Annotated in this window: 10 protein-coding genes; 1 reads left to right on the top strand and 9 read right to left on the bottom strand. The window is 66.7% G+C overall.

Annotated elements, in window-relative coordinates; translation table 11 throughout:
* The 7 genes from VLA96_11535 to mutL all read right to left on the bottom strand — a co-directional run.
* The coding region (locus tag VLA96_11535) for a tetratricopeptide repeat protein (GenBank protein HSE49832.1) at positions 1-2,326 on the bottom strand (2,326 nt) is incomplete at its 3' end.
* Positions 2,238-5,135 carry a tetratricopeptide repeat protein gene (locus VLA96_11530; protein ID HSE49831.1) on the bottom strand — a complete coding sequence of 966 codons (2,898 nt, stop codon included), beginning with the start codon at positions 5,133-5,135 and terminating at the stop codon, positions 2,238-2,240. The genes VLA96_11535 and VLA96_11530, both read right to left, overlap by 89 nt.
* Positions 5,125-6,558: a glycosyltransferase family 2 protein gene (locus VLA96_11525; protein HSE49830.1), complete on the bottom strand. Its 1,434-nt coding sequence runs from the start codon at positions 6,556-6,558 to the stop codon at positions 5,125-5,127. Before VLA96_11525 ends, VLA96_11530 begins: the two co-directional genes overlap by 11 nt.
* A 2-nt stretch (positions 6,559-6,560) precedes the next feature.
* Positions 6,561-8,078, bottom strand: coding sequence for a HEAT repeat domain-containing protein (locus VLA96_11520; protein HSE49829.1), 1,518 nt, complete (start codon positions 8,076-8,078; stop codon positions 6,561-6,563).
* A gap of 228 nt (positions 8,079-8,306) precedes the next feature.
* Positions 8,307-8,999, bottom strand: coding sequence for a (d)CMP kinase (gene cmk / locus VLA96_11515; protein HSE49828.1), 693 nt, complete (start codon positions 8,997-8,999; stop codon positions 8,307-8,309).
* Positions 9,000-9,001: 2 nt separating this feature from the next.
* The gene (locus VLA96_11510) at positions 9,002-9,880 is read right to left on the bottom strand and encodes a hypothetical protein (protein HSE49827.1); all 879 of its coding nucleotides are present in this window, start codon (positions 9,878-9,880) and stop codon (positions 9,002-9,004) included.
* 102 nt (positions 9,881-9,982) lie between these two features.
* Entirely contained in the window at positions 9,983-12,010 is a 2,028-nt protein-coding gene (mutL, locus tag VLA96_11505; protein HSE49826.1) for a DNA mismatch repair endonuclease MutL, read from the bottom strand.
* Between the two features lie 197 nt (positions 12,011-12,207).
* Here mutL and VLA96_11500 point away from each other — a divergent pair, with 197 nt between their 5' ends.
* Complete coding sequence (locus VLA96_11500) at positions 12,208-12,648, top strand: VOC family protein (protein HSE49825.1); 441 nt, start codon at positions 12,208-12,210, stop codon at positions 12,646-12,648.
* On the opposite strand, the gene VLA96_11495 is transcribed toward VLA96_11500, so the two are convergent.
* Both VLA96_11495 and VLA96_11490 read right to left on the bottom strand, forming a co-directional pair.
* Positions 12,649-13,149: a hypothetical protein gene (locus VLA96_11495; GenBank protein HSE49824.1), complete on the bottom strand. Its 501-nt coding sequence runs from the start codon at positions 13,147-13,149 to the stop codon at positions 12,649-12,651. It abuts the gene before it with no gap.
* The coding region (locus tag VLA96_11490) for an aspartate--tRNA ligase (GenBank protein ID HSE49823.1) at positions 13,146-14,730 on the bottom strand (1,585 nt) is incomplete at its 5' end. The genes VLA96_11495 and VLA96_11490, both read right to left, overlap by 4 nt.

Raw genomic sequence — 14,730 nt, 5'->3', positions numbered from 1 at the left:
CCGCGAGCGCGTCCGAGCCGTGCTTGCCCAGAAGCGGATTCGAGGTGGTCGCGCGCGTGACGGTGTTGGAGACGGTCATGCGCAGGTCAGGCTTCACGTTGAAGGAGAGCGCGGTGGAGTAGCGCAGCGCGCGCGTGACCGTGGTCGGCGCCAGGCTGCCGCCGCCAGGCGCTTCCTGGTCGTTCTCCCAGCCGAAGGTGAAGCGCAGCACTGGGCGCAGGCCTTCCTGGATGTTGGTGCGCAGCAGCTTCACGTCGGAGTTGTCGCCGGCGGTATCGAGCAGCGAGAGCGCGGCGGATTCCTTGCCGCGGCCGTGCTCGACGGCGGCGAGCGTGAAGGCGGTGGTGGTCTTGCTCTCCGGGCTGAGCGCCTGCACCTGCATCAGCGGACGCAGGACGCTGGCGGCCTGGTCGAGGCGTCCCCACCAGTAGAGCGTCTGGCCCTTGCCCAGGCGCGCCTCGATGTCGGCGGGATCGAGCGCGAGCGCGACGTCGTAGGTCTTGATGGCCTCGTCGTAGTTGCGGGCGTAGGAGAGCACGCGCGCCTTCTCGATGAGGATGGGCTTGTCCTTCACCTCAGGCTTCTGCTCCGGCGGCAGGATCTGGTTGAACTGCGCGAGCGATTCCTCGTAGCGCTTCGACCACGCGAGCACGCGCGCCAGCTCCAGCCGCGTCTGCGTCAAGTCGATGGCGGGCGCGGGCGGCGCCGCCTGCTCTTCCGGCGCGACGCGCTCCACCGGCTCGGGCGCGGGCGCTTGCGCCACCTCGACCGGCTTCGGCTGCTCCACCGGCTTCGGCTCGGGAGCCTTCACCACCTCGACCGACTTCGGCTGCTCCACCGGCTTGGCCTCGGGGATGGCGACGGTCTCGACCGGCTTCGGCTGCTCGACCGGCTTGGGTTCGGGAGCCTTCACGGTCTCGACCGGCTTCGGCTGCTCGACCGGCTTCGGCTCGGGAGCCTTCACCACCTCGACCGGCTTGGGCTGCTCGACCGGCTTGGGCTTCTGCGCCTGCGCGAGCTCTGCCTGCTTGATCAGGCTGCGATACTCCTCGATGGAGGCGTCGTAGTTCTGCCCCCAGGAGAGCACGCGCGCTCGCTCGAGGCGGGCCTGCGCGTTGTCGGGCTCGAGTTGCAGGAGCTGGTCGTACTCCTTGGCGGATTCCTCGAAGTTGCGCGACCAGGAGAGCACGCGCGCGATCTGGATCATCGCCTGCGTGTTGTTGGGCTCCTTCGCCAGCACCTCGTGATAGAGGTGGACGGCCTCGACGTAGTTGTTGGCGTTGGCGGCGGCCTGCGCCTGCTCCATCATCACGCTGATGGCGTTGCGCGCGGCCGGCTTCTGGTGCGTCGCGAAGGTCTCGGGCTGGAGGACGGCCTGCTCCACCGGCACGGCCGGCTTCTGCTCGGCCGGCGCCGGCTCGGTGGCGGGCTGCGCGGCGGCGACCGCCGGCTTCTTCTCGCCGGCCATCCCCATCTCTTTGAGCGTGGCCTGCACTTCCTTGTCGTTGGGGTTGCGCTTGAGCGCGTGCTGGAAGAGCGTGGCGGCTTCCTGCGTGCGCCCCATCCAGTAGAGCGTGTAGGCCTTGCCGACGACCGCGTCGTAGAGGTTGGGATACTTCTTCAGGACCTTGTTGTAGCGGTCGAGCGACGCCTTGAAGTCGTCCTGCCAGGAATCGATCTTGGCGAGGCCCACCTGGGCCTGCACGTTGTTGGGATCGGCCTGCAGCACGGTGTTGTACTGCGCGGTCGCCTCCGGCAGGCGGCGCGCATACGAAAGCACGCGCGCGTACTCCAGGCGCATGGCGACGTGGGTCGGCTTGCGCTCCAGGTAGCGGTCGTACACGCCGAAGGCTTCGTCGGGCTTTCCCGCCCAGTACAGCGTGTTGGCCAAGCCGGAGGAGTAGTCCGGCGTGTCGGGGCTCTTCTTCACCAGCACGCGATAATGCTCGATGGCGGCGTCGTACTTCCCGCTCCACGAGAGGGCTTGGGCAAGCGCCAGGCGCGTGTCGTCCGCGGAGGGGCTCAGCTTCCACGCCAGCTCGAGCCAGCGCGCCGCCTTCTTGAAGTCGCGCGGGGCGCCGTTCATGTAGACCATGCCGAGGTTGCGCGCGCGCGCGTAGTCGCCCGTCAGCTCGGCGCCCGCGGCGATGGCCTTCTCGTAGGCGGCGCGTGCCGGGCCCAGCTTCCCTTCCAGGACGTACTGGTCCCCTTTGCGCAGCAGCTCGTCCGCGCCGGCCTTATCGGCCGGCGGGACTGCCAGGCCGGGCGCCGCTACCGACAGCACGTAGCCCAGGAGTACGAGGGCCCGGAGCAGTCTGCTCCCCATGTTGCTCCTCCAGGAATTGCTTCTGCATCGCGAAATAGGATCGCTTGAAGTACGACTCGGGCTTGACCGTGTCCCAGCCCTTCCAGGTGAGCGCCTGCGGCGCCGCGCCCGCCGGCAGCGACATCGCCACTTCCATGGCGCTCAGGTTGTCCGGACCGGCGGTGGGCTTGAGCGCGTAGACGCTGAGCTCCACGCCGCTGGTGGCCGCCGTGCGGACGTTGAGGCCGCCATCGAAGCCGAACCAGGCGGTGCGCCCCGAGGGGTCGGTGACCAGCAGCTTGCCCCACGGGATGCGCACGTAGATGGATCGTGTGGCGGAGTCGGCGTACCACTCCGCCAGCGAATCGAACGCGGGATCCTGGGGATTGCCGTTGCCGTAGCGCAGCACGCTGCGGCTGTAGCGCGTGCCGGGATACGCGGTCCCGTCGCGCCCGTAGCGCCGCCGGTTGGTCTCGACCACCAGGTCCATGAACGTGCCGCTGGCCTGCAGCGTGGGCGTGTAGGCGCGGCGGTAGCTGATCTCGGTCTCGTTGGGCACGCCCGGCTTGGGCATCACCTGGTACGGGTTGTAGTTGTCGGCGATCAACAGGCGCGAAGCCGTGGGGTCGCCGAGCAAGAGCAGGAAGTTGGCTCCGTTGCGGACTTCCTGCCCGCCGAAGGGCAGCTTCTTGATGCCGACGCTGCCCGGCATGGTGTTGATGGCCACCGCGTAGTTCGCCTTGGAGAAGTCGGGCTTGGAATCCTTGCGGCGATCCTTGTTCGGGCAATCGAAGCAGCTCACGCCGATTCGCAGGTAGAGGTACCCCTCGTCCATCGCGGCCTGCACGCTCCGGATGGCGCGGGCGCCGTCGAAGCCGTCGTTGAACGGCCGCGGCTCGGCGGTGGAGTTGTAGAACGTCTGCTCGCTCGACCACGCGGCCGCGTCGCCGGTGAACAGTTTCCACTTGCTGGTGTGCCACCCGACGATGCCGTAGCGTTTCTCGGGATCGAGGTCGTTGAGCCAGAGGTTGGCACGGTCGATGGGCGACTCGAAGTCCACCGTGAGCCAGTTGTGCTTGTACCACTCGTCCATCAGCTCGAACAGCACGCCGCCGGAGCAGCCGGTCTCCTTGATGGTCTTCGCCAACCGCACCAGGATCTGCGCCTGCTGCTCCTCGTTGTGGCCGCCGTGATGCCAGCCATAAGGATGGAAGTGCGAGATGCCCATCGAGCTCGGCATGCCGTATTCCGTGATGACCAGCGCGTGCGGGATGTGCGCCCGCAGGTCCTTGAGGTAGCCGTAGACCGGGTTCACACCCTCGGAATCGCGCGCGTTCAGGTACTGCGGATCGAGCAGCAGGAAGTCGGGATAGTAGGGATAGACGTGGTACGAGGCGAAGAAGCCGGCGTACATGTTGCCGGTCGCGCGGTACTTGGCTTCGTCGATGGCGGTGGCGTCGTTGTCGTCTTCCAGGCCCTTGGGGATGGCGAGCTGCTCACCCTTGCGGATGCGGTACTTCACCTCCTCGAGGTTGGTGGCCTCGGTGGGATGGGTGAGCGGGTCCATCGGCGGCCAGTTGACGATGGCGACGGGATGCTGCCAGTTGTAGGTCTCGTGCTCGTACTGCACGAGGTAGTCGAGCATCTCGGCGAACCAGACTTCGGTGGCGTTGGCGCGCTGGACGGTGATGTACTTGCCGTCGTACCTCGTCTTGCCGCCGTTGATGATGTTGGTCTGCTGCGCGACGGAGGGCTCGACCTCGCGCCCGAGCAGGATGGCCATCACGTCGCCGGAGACGTCGTTCTCGTAGATGCCGTTGCCGCGCGCGCGTTTCGGCGGGATGTCGCCGTGGCCGTGCAGCGCGTCGACCACGTAGCGGATCTCGCGCCTCGTCTCTTCCACGAACGACGGCTCGTACAGGTCCTTGTTGGGCGGGTCGCCGATCCAGATCTGCTGCATCAACTGCATCTTCCCGCCGTTGCGCAGGTAGTGCTTGTAGGCGCGATAGAAACCGGGGGGCAGCAGCGTGTAAAGACGCAGGACGTTGGCGTTGGTGCGCGACGCCTCGTCGATCCACTGCTTGTACATCATGCCGGCCGTGGGCGGCTTCGACGGGAAGAAGCCGGGCGCGCCGGGTCCGAGGTTGATGCCGCTGACGTAGTACTTCTCCCACTGCGTGCCGTTGAGCCGCCAGAGCGCGCCCTCCGCCGAGCGGAAGCGCACCTGCGTCTGCGAGGGCTTGTTCACCTCCGGCAGCGTGCTCGGGACCGGGTCGTTGAAGCCTTCGTTGCCGAGCAGGTCCTGCAGCGCGAGCTGCGCCGGTTTGCCGTAGTCGCGGTCGTTGACCAGGTCCTGGTAGAGGGCCGCCGCTTCCAGGTTCTTGCCCTCCTGCACGAGCGCGCCCGCGGCCAGGATGCGCACGTTCGGATCGGCGCCCCGCTTGCCCAGCAGCTTGTTGAGCAGGGGGTAGTCGATCTTGCCGCGGCCGGTCTCGAGCGCGACGAACGAGATGCCGATCTGCGCCTCGTCGGTGCGCGGATCGATGCGGATGGCGCGGTCGAAGTAGAAGCGCGCGTCCTCGAAGCGATTGAGCTTCAGGTTCGTCCAGCCCAGCATCACGATCACGTCGAGCGCGTTGGGCGCGATGCTGTAAGCCTTGTTCAGTTCCTCGAGCGCGTCCTTGTACTCCGCTTTCTGGTAGTGCGCGACGCCCTGCTCGTAGAAAGGCCGGTACTGCGGCTTCCACTTGAACTCCCACATCGCCATGATGACGAAGAACAGCACCATGCCGATGATCACGCGGTTGGTGAGCCAGGCCCTATATTTCATCTTCCACCAACATGCGGCCTTCGACGCCCTTGTGCACGACCAGCTCCCACTTCTTGAGGCCGGTGAAGTACTGGATGACCCCCTGCGCGCGGAACATGGTCACCATCTGGCGGTAGCCGATGTTCTCGATCATCGCGAACAGCACCAGGTAGAAGACGTCGCGCACCTTGGGATAGCGGCGCAGCGTGGTCTCTTCCAGCAGCACGGAGCCGACCGACAGCAGCGTGCCGTAGCCGAACGCCAGGAACATCAGCATGATGAAGAGCGAGAACGGCATCGCTCCCACCAGGAACGTGAACGGGATGATGAAGGTGCCGAACGCCTCGATGGTGCAGCCGATGGCCTCCACGTAGGCGTGGAACGGCATGCTCAGCAGCCCCATCAGGCCGTAGCGCGGGCTGAAGATCATGTCGTTGTGCTTCATCACCGTCTGCATCAGGCCGAGCTGCCAGCGGCGGCGCTGGCGGGCAAGCATCCCCACCGAGTGCGGCGCCTCGGTCCAGCAGATGGGGTCGGTGGTGAACACCATGCGGTACTTGCGGTGGTTCTTCTTGCAGAAGCGGTGCAGCGTCGCGATGATGTCGATGTCTTCGGTGACGGTGTCGGTGGAAAAGCCCCCGGCCTCGAGCACGGTCTCGCGATGCAGCAGGCAGAACGCTCCCGAGCAGATGAAGGTGGCGTTCAGGAAGTTCCATCCCGGACGGCCGAACAGGAAGGTCCGGATGTACTCGACCACCTGGCAGCGCTCCAGCCACGACTTGGGCAGGTTGACGTCGACGATGCGGCCGTTGCGCAGCGTGCAGCCGTTGGCGATGCGCACCACGCCGCCGCTCACGATCGTGTTGACGCTGGACTCGACCACCGGCGCCATCAGCCGGAGCAGCGCCTGCGGCTCGATGATGGAATCGGCGTCCACCGTGCAGAAGTACGGGCTGCGCGCCAGGTTGATGCCGGCATTGAGCGCGTCGGCCTTGCCGCCGTTCTCCTTCGAGATCACGATCAGGTCGGGCCGCTCGGGGTTGAAGTAGAACGCGAACACCGGCTTGCAGGGCGCCACCTGCCGGTAGATCAGGTCCATTCGCAGCAGGTGGAACTGGTTCACCAGGCGCTCCACCGTGCCGTCGGTCGAGCCGTCGTCGACCACGATGACTTCCTTCTCCGGGAACTGGATCTCGAGCAGCGACATCACCGTCTGGACGATGGCTTCTTCTTCGTTGTGCGCCGGGACGATGAGCGCGACCGGCGGCGTGACCGGCGACTCCAGCAGGTCGGCGTAGGCGCCGTGCTGCGCCGACTTGGAGTGCATGGTGACGGAATAGAGCGAGAACACCATGAGCACGGTGTAGACCACGTTGGTCACGAGGAAATACACCAGCACGATGGCGTTGATGTAGTCGAAGAAATGGAGGATCGCGTTGTGCACGGCTAAGTCCTCCCCGCCGCGGCCAGGGCCCGCTGCTCGGCCGCCTGCAACAGGCTGCGGGCCTTGTCCCCCACCGGGCCATCGTCGGTCTGCCCGATGGTCTCCAGCACGGCGAGGAACTGCTCCGTCGGCGCGAGCATGAGCGCGTCCATCAGCAGGATGCGCGGCTCGGGCTGCGTCAGGCCCGCGGCCGCCGAAGTCAGCAGCGACGACTTGCCCATCAGCACCATCTTCTTGGCGACCGCCATGGCCAGGTCGCGGTCCTCGCCGCCATGCGCGAGCGCGGCCACGATGTCGGCGGTCAGGCCGGAACGCTGGATCTCTTCGGTGATCTGCTCACTCACGTATTGGTCCTTGGTGGCGACGAAGTAGCGGTAGAGTTCGTTGGAACCGGAGGCGCCGAAGGCGGCGAGCGCCTTGACGGCCGCTTCGCGCACCCGCCAGCGCGTGTCGGAGAGCCGGCGGATCATGTCGGGCACGAGCTCGGCGTAGTAGCGGTCCTGACAGGCGCGCACCGAGTGCAGCCGCACGAAGTCGTTCTCGTCGGAGAGCAGGGTGCGCAGCGCCTGCACCGCGCGCTTGTCGCGGAAGTGCTTGATCACCGCCCCGGCGCGCGCGCGCACGTCGGCGAACTCGTCGCGCACGGCGTTCTCCAGGAAGGCGTCGTAGAGCTCCTGCGGAAAATCGTTCTTGTTGAGCAGCATGTGGCGCGCGGCCTTGTTGGCGATCTCGCGCACCGTGTCCACCACGAAGAACCGCATGCGCCGGTTCGGGTGCGTCATGTAGGGGACGAAGTGGAACAGGTCCTCCATGGTGTAGCAGACCAGCGCCGACTTGGTGCTGCGCAGCGAGACGTCGTTGTTCATCTCGACCGCCTTGAGCAGCTCGTCGAACAGCAGCGGGATGGCGGCCGGGTGCCGGTTGCGTCCCATGGCGGCGATGGCGATGCGCCGCACCTCCGACGCCGGATCGTGCAGCGCCTCGGCCACGAAGACCTGCGCGTAGTCGGGCGCGAGGCGGCCCAGCGCCTCCAGCGCCACCGAGCGCGGCACCGCGAACATCCGCATGCGCCGGACGGGTGTCAGCAGGGTGCGCGGGACGGTGGTGGAGATGGCCGCTTTCTCCCGCTTCATCGAGCGCTCCAGCAGCGCCTTGGCGCGCCGGCGGCCGAAAGCCTGGCGCGCCCACTCGTCCACGTAGCCCAGCCCGAAGAACACCTGCGAGATGCGCTCGGCGTTGTTGGCGTCCTCTTGCGCGAGCAGCATCTCCTGCACCGCGTCGTGCTCCGCCCGCGAGCTGGCTTCCTGCAGCAGCGCGACCGCGCGGTCCACCGAGATCTCGTTGTCCACGAACTCCGACACCACGCGCGTGTAGCGCGAGCGTGCCGAGTCCTTGTCCTCGTAATACCGCTTGCGCGCCAGCCGGCGGTAAAAGATGAACAGCAGGAACAGCAGATTGACGCTCAACACCGTGGCCAGCAGCCACAGCACCAGCGATGCCAGATCCTCGATGAAAAGCAAACGCGCGCTCCCTGTTTACGGCCCTATGCACCGGACTCAAAGCCGGTGCCCTCGCGGTCTTCCCCCCTCGAAAAGACCACACGATTCCCCGCTGCAGACACTTCGACTGTGGGTGTCCGACAGAGGGGGAAACTGTCAGGAATGTCCCTGGGCTGGGGTAGTTATTTACTAGAAAACACTGGGGAAAGCGAGAGGATTTTTACGAAAAAGCCCGGTCTGCGGCCGAATTCAGGAATGTGCCGTCCGGGCTTGCCTCTCCGCGATCAGCCCCTCGATGCGGGCGAGCACGTCGTCGATGGAAAGGCCGGTGGAATCGATGACGACGGCGTCGGCGGCGGCGACCAGCGGCGAGGCCGCGCGCTCGCGGTCGCGCCGGTCGCGCTCCCGCAGTTCCGCCAGCACGCTTTCCGGACGCGTCTCCGCGCCGGCGGGCGCCTGCCGGTAGCGCCGCTCGCCCCGCACCGCGGCGTCGGCGTCGAGGAAGATCTTCAGGTCGGCGTCCGGGAAGACCTTGGTCCCGATGTCGCGGCCCTCCATGATGACGCCGCCCGGTTCGCCCAGCGCGCGCTGGTGCGCGACCATCCATTGCCGGACCTTGGGATGCACGCTGACCTTGGAAGCGGCCTCGGTCACGTCCTGCTCGCGGATGCGCAGGCTCACGTCCTGGCCGTCGAGCAGCACGCGGTTGCCGCCCAGGGTGGGCTCGAGCACGATGTGCGACTTCTCCGCCAGCTCCGCCAGCGCGTTCTCGTCGTCGAACCCCACGTCGCCCTCGACCGCCTTGAGCGCCAGCGCGCGATACATCGCGCCGCTTTCCAGATTGACGTAGCCGAGCTTGCGCGCCAGGCGCGCGGCGATGGTGCTCTTCCCCGCGCCCGCGGGGCCGTCGATGGCGATCACCAGACCCTTGGGGCGCGGCATGCTCACGCTCGCTTGGCGCGCGGCGGCGCCGGGGTGCGCGCGGGATGGCGCTCGGCGGGCGCCGGCGTGATCTGGATGAGCGTGCGCGCGCCGGCGCGCAGGAAGCTCAGCTCGCGCGCCGCCAGCAGCGCGTTGACCGCCTCCTTGATGCGCGAGCGCGGCGCCAGGTGCGAGAGCACGTCTTCGATCTCGGACTGCTCCGCCGCGATGGCCGCGTCGAGATACTTCGAGAGCATCGCCGACAATCCTTCCGCGGTCGACAGCGCCGCGCCTTCTTTCACGGCCTGCGGCGCCCAGCGCGCGAACGTGTCCCAGAGCGCGCCCTCGTGCTCGCTGTATCCGACGCGCGTGATGCGCAGCCGCGACCACAGCTCGGCGAGCGCGCGGTCGAGCGCGGCGAGCGACAGGTCGCCCTTCAGCAGCGCGCGCAGCTGCTGCTTGCCGACCGGGCCTTTCTGCTGGATCACCTGGAAGACGTCGTTCGCCAGCGGCGAGAGCTTCTCGCCCTTCGACGTCCCCTTCGTCTCCTGCGCCTTCAGCAGCGCGTAGTAGTAGGGGAACAGCGACGCCGAGACCAGCAGGTTGCTCTCGCCCAGCACGTTCGACTCGAACGCGGCCTTCTCGCGCAGCAGCCGCACCATCAGCTCTTCCGCCGCGCGCGCGCGCGGGTCGTTGAACGCGTGCCGCGCGTCGGGCAGCCGCTCGTCGGAGCCGGTGTACGCGCCGATCCAGGTGGGCAGCGGCAGCGCCGGGCGCAGGGGATAGACCAGCAGCATCCCCACTTCTTCGACGAACGCGCGCGCCTCCTCGATGGTGCGGAGGGCCCGCCCGTCGAGACGCCACTTCGCCTTGCGCTGCTGCTGGAGCTCTGCGTCCGTCATGACCAAACGATGAGGATAACACCCGATCGTTCACTGGCTCACCGGTTCACTGGCTCATTGGTTTCAAATGAACCAGTGAACCAGTCAACCAGGGAACAATCCTCAGATGCGCTTGAATGCCCGCTGAATGTCCTTCAGCGAGTAGCGCAGCACGACCGGGCGGCCGTGCGGGCAGGTCATGGGCGCGTCGGTCTGGGAGAGCTCGCGCAGCAGCCACTCCATCTTGTCCTGCGTGAGCGGCATGTTGACCTTGATGGCGGCGTGGCAGGCGACCGAGGCCGCGATCTTGCCGCGCACCTGGTCCAGGCTGTAGCTCTGCTCCTCGCGCTGGAACTGGTCGAGCAGCTCGTGCAGCAGGCGGTCGACGTCGGAGGCGTCGACGCCCGCGGGCGCCGTTTTCACCGCGACGGTGCGCGCGCCGAACGGCTCCGCGTCGAAGCCGTTGCGCCGCAGCTCGTCGGCGATCTCGCTGAACACCGCGTGCTGCGCCGGCGTGAGCTCCAGCACCATCGGCATCAGCAGCCGCTGGCCCTCCACGCGCTCCGCCGCCTGCTGCTTCAGGATGCGCTCGAACAGCACGCGCTCGTGCGCCACGTGCTGGTCCACGATCCACAAGCCCTCGCCGTTCACCGCCAGGATGAACGACTCGCGCAACTGCCCGAGCGGCTTGAGCGTGGCCAGCAGCGGAGTGTCCCCGGGCGCGGGGTCTTCTTCGATGACAGCGGCGCAGTGGTCGGCCGCGAGCGGATGGGCGGCCGGCATCACCGCCTGCGCGGCCGCGGCATTCGCGCGGACTTCGACCGCACCGTCGAACGCCAGCCGCGCACTCATCGGCGGCAGCGCGGGCGGTTGCAGCAGGAACGGCTCACCGTCGAGCACCGCCGCCTGCGATTGCGCCGCGGCGCCTAGCGCGCGCGCCCCCGGCGTGAGCGCCGCGCCCGCCGTCGGCTGCGCGGAGATCTCGCGCGTGAACTGCGGCACCGGACGCGCCTTCATCAGCGCCGCCCGCACCGAGTCGCGCACGAAGTCGTGCACCACCGTCTGCTGCCGGAAGCGCACCTCGGTCTTCGACGGGTGCACGTTGCAATCCACCTCCATGTTCGGCAGCTCGAGGAACAGCAGCACCACCGGGTACGTCCCCGAGGGCAGCATGTTGCGGTAGGCCTCGGTGAGCGCGTGCTGCACCAGCTTGTCGCGGATGAGCCGCCCGTTCACGAACACGAACAGCGAGTTGCGGTTCAGCTTCTGCAGCTCCGGCTTCGAGACGAAGCCGCGCGCGCGCAGCTCGCCCGGCTGCGGCGGCTCCCACTCCTCGCCCCGCGCCTTCATGCGCTCCAGCACCCACGGCGGAGGCTGCGGCAGCCCCACCCGCTCGAGCGCCAGCTCGGCGGCGAGCGGCAGCATCTGGTCGAGCGTCTCGCGGCCGAAGACCTGGTACATGCGCTCCGAGTGCGAGGCCACCGGCGCCGCGACCAGCATCGCGTTGGTCGCCGAGTGCAGCTCGAAATGCTTGTCGGGATGCGCCAGCGCGTAGTGCGTCACCAGCTGCGCGATGTGCGAGAGCTCGGTGGATTCCGCCTTCAGGAACTTCTTGCGCGCCGGGATGTTGAAGAACAGGTCGCGGACTTCGATCGCCGTCCCCGGCGGCAACCCCGCTTCCTCCACCTTCAGCAGCTTCCCGCCGTTGATCTCGATGCGGGTGCCGGAAAGACTTTCGGAGGTAGGCGCCGGCGACCCGCCGGCGCGAGCGCGGACCGGCGAGTCGCCGGTCCCTACCTGCTCCCGCGGACACGTCTCCAGCTTCATCCGGCTGACGCTGGCGATGGACGGCAGCGCCTCGCCGCGAAACCCGAGCGTGGCGATGTTCAGCAGGTCGTCGGCGTCGTGGATCTTCGAGGTCGCGTGCCGCTCGAAGGCCAGCATGGCGTCGTCGCGCACCATGCCGCAGCCGTCGTCGGCGATGCGGATGAGCTTCCTGCCGCCCGCCTCCACGTCCACGCGGATGCGCCGCGCGCCCGCGTCGAGCGCGTTCTCCAGCAGCTCCTTCACCACCGACGCCGGACGCTCCACCACCTCGCCCGCGGCGATCTTGTTGGCGACGTGCTCCGGCAGTACGTGGATGCGGCCCATGCGGAATCTTCAGTAGAGACGGCCTTCTGGCCGTCTCGCATTTTCGAATGTCGCTAGAGTCTAGCCGCAGACAAACGCAGATGAACGCAGATTCTTTTCCACAAAAAGGAATCCCAAGAGTCTCGGCGTCCTCCGCGCCTCCGCGTTGGAGTTGGGTTTTCGCGACGCGACGGTTACGATGTCGCCGTCAGGAGAGCATGAACATGATCAACGGCATGCACGCGCTCATCTACACCCGCGAGGCCGACGCGGTCCGCCGCTTCTTCAAGGACGCGCTCAAGTTCCCCACCGTCGACGCCGGCCACGGGTGGCTGCTGTTCGCGCTGCCGCCCGCCGAGATGGGCATCCACCCCACCGAGAAGCGCGAGGGCTCCTACGACCTGTATCTCATGTGCGACAACATCGAGAAGACCGTCGCCGACCTGACCAAGAAGGGCGCGAAGTTCCCGCGCGGCATCACCACCGCCGGCTGGGGACGCGTCACCGCCATCGAACTGCCCGGCGGCCTCGAGATGGGCCTCTACGAGCCGCGGCACCCGGTCGCCATCGGCCTGGGCGCGAAGCCGGCGAAGGCCGCCGCGCCCGCAAAGAAGAAAGCCGCCAAGCACGTGGCGAAGAGGAAGTCGAAGAAGCGCTAGTTAGTCACGGACTAGCAGCCGAGCTTCCCCTGGTGAGGCGCCACGCGCCTCGATATAGCAGAGTGATTCTGCTGTGCAAGAGGAGTCGGAGTAGCCGGTGATCTCCATGCCATCTAGGACGCCGACCCGGCAGTTCTTACGACTGTCTTTGATCCCGAAGACGTAAGTCGTACGAGCGGCGCGCACTACGCAGTAGGGCTGGCCCGTATCGTCTGCCGCGGATTCGGCACTCACTCCCGGAACTTGATCGGCAGTTCGGGCCCAAGGCCCGCTCTCGCGGACCGCTTGCGCCTTGCTTAGGACCGCGTCCATTCTTGACCACTCTCTAAGGGAATCACGAAAGATTCGGTTCTCAAAGGCTTTCGGATCGCGCCGATAGGCGAGCATTGCATTCCGGGTGAGTGATTTTTCTTCCTCGAGTCCCCGATTTAGAGATTCCTCGAGATGCTGGCAGCCAATAGCAATCAGAAGAACACCGAAACCGATGAAACGGGACGTCACTTCTTCACTCCGATTCCCAGTTCCTTGAGTTGGGCCTCGTTCACCGGCGTGGGCGCGTCGACCATCATGTCCACGGCCTTCGCCGTCTTGGGGAACGGGATGACCTCGCGCAGGCTGTCGCCGCCCGCGAGCAGCATCACGATGCGGTCCAAGCCGAGCGCGATCCCGCCGTGCGGCGGCGTGCCGTACTCCAGCGCTTCGAGGAAGAAGCCGAAGCGCTGCTTGGCCTCCTCTTCCGACATGCCGAGCGCGCGGAAGATCTGCCGCTGCACGTCCTGGCGGTGGATGCGGATGGACCCCGAGCCCAGCTCCATGCCGTTGAGCACGATGTCGTAAGCGTTGGCGCGCACCGTCGCGAGGTCTTTCTGGTCGAGCACCTTCTCCATGTCGCGCTCGTGCGGCGAGGTGAAGGGATGGTGCGCCGCGTTCCAGCGCTTCTCTTCCTCGTCCCACTCGAACATCGGGAAGTCGGTGACCCAGAGGAAGCGGTAGGAGTCGGGCGACTTGACGTCGCCAGTCTTGTTCCTCTCCGTCGGAGTTACCCAGGTCATAATGCTGCCGGCTGCACGGAACACTTGTAGACGACGTTCCGACAACGGGAGCGGACGCGGTCGAGGAAATTCGTCCGGCGTCTTCATTTCTATCCGCTTCTTCTCCAACTCGTTGAGGTCCGGCCCCGCGACTACGAAGACCAGATCCCCTTCCGACGCCTGGGACTTCGAAAGAATCGCTTGGGACGTTCCCGTCCAACTCTTCTCGAGACGCTTCAAGTCGTCGATTAGCAGAGCGTAGCCGCTCCACCACTTGAAAGTTTCTCGCAGCTCTTCGCGATTCTTTCTTGAGAAATCCTTAACGTTCGGCACGCGGATTGCGACGACCGGAAGCTGGGGATCAGTCTTTAGCGCAGCGTGCATTTCGTTTGTGAAAACGTCGGAGACGTCCGTCATCGGCGGACGCCGGAGGTCGGGCTTGTCGCTGCCGTACTGACGCATCGCCTCGTCGTAGGTCATGCGCGGGAACGGCGTCTGGATGGTGACGCCGGCCGCTTTCCACGCCGCGGCGACGAATCCCTCCACTACTTCAAACACGCGCTCCTGCTGCGGATAGCTCATCTCGAGATCGATCTGCGTGAACTCGAGCTGGCGGTCGGCGCGCAGGTCCTCGTCGCGGAAGCACCGCACGATCTGGAAGTACTTGTCGCAGCCGGAGATCATCAGGATCTGCTTGAAGAGCTGCGGCGACTGCGGCAGCGCGTAGAACCGGCCGTGATGCACGCGGCTGGGGACGAGGAAGTCGCGCGCGCCCTCGGGCGTGGAGCGGGTGAGGAACGGCGTCTCGATCTCGAAGAAGCCGGCGGCGGAAAGATGGTTGCGGATGGCGAGCGCGACCTTGTGCCGCAGCTCGAGGTTCGCCTGCATCTCGTTGCGGCGCAGGTCGAGATAGCGGTAGCGCAGGCGGATCTCTTCGGCGACCTCGGCCTTGCCGTCCAGCATGAACGGCAGCGGCTCGGAGCGGGACAGGACCGCGGCGCTCCGCACGCTCACCTCGACTTCGCCGGTGGAGATCTCCCGGTTCACGTTC

The organism is Terriglobales bacterium (assembly GCA_035457425.1).
GTDB lineage: Bacteria > Acidobacteriota > Terriglobia > Terriglobales > Acidobacteriaceae > JACPNR01.
This window is presented reverse-complemented; position numbering and strand designations above follow the sequence as displayed.

Excerpts from the sequence above, each read along its gene's own strand:
- VLA96_11530 (HSE49831.1), bottom strand. The coding sequence starts at position 5,135 with ATGAAATATAGGGCCTGGCTCACCAACCGCGTGATCATCGGCATGGTG.
- cmk (HSE49828.1), bottom strand. The coding sequence starts at position 8,999 with ATGCCGCGCCCCAAGGGTCTGGTGATCGCCATCGACGGCCCCGCGGGC.
- VLA96_11510 (HSE49827.1), bottom strand. The coding sequence starts at position 9,880 with ATGACGGACGCAGAGCTCCAGCAGCAGCGCAAGGCGAAGTGGCGTCTC.
- mutL (HSE49826.1), bottom strand. The coding sequence starts at position 12,010 with ATGGGCCGCATCCACGTACTGCCGGAGCACGTCGCCAACAAGATCGCC.
- VLA96_11500 (HSE49825.1), top strand. The coding sequence starts at position 12,208 with ATGAACATGATCAACGGCATGCACGCGCTCATCTACACCCGCGAGGCC.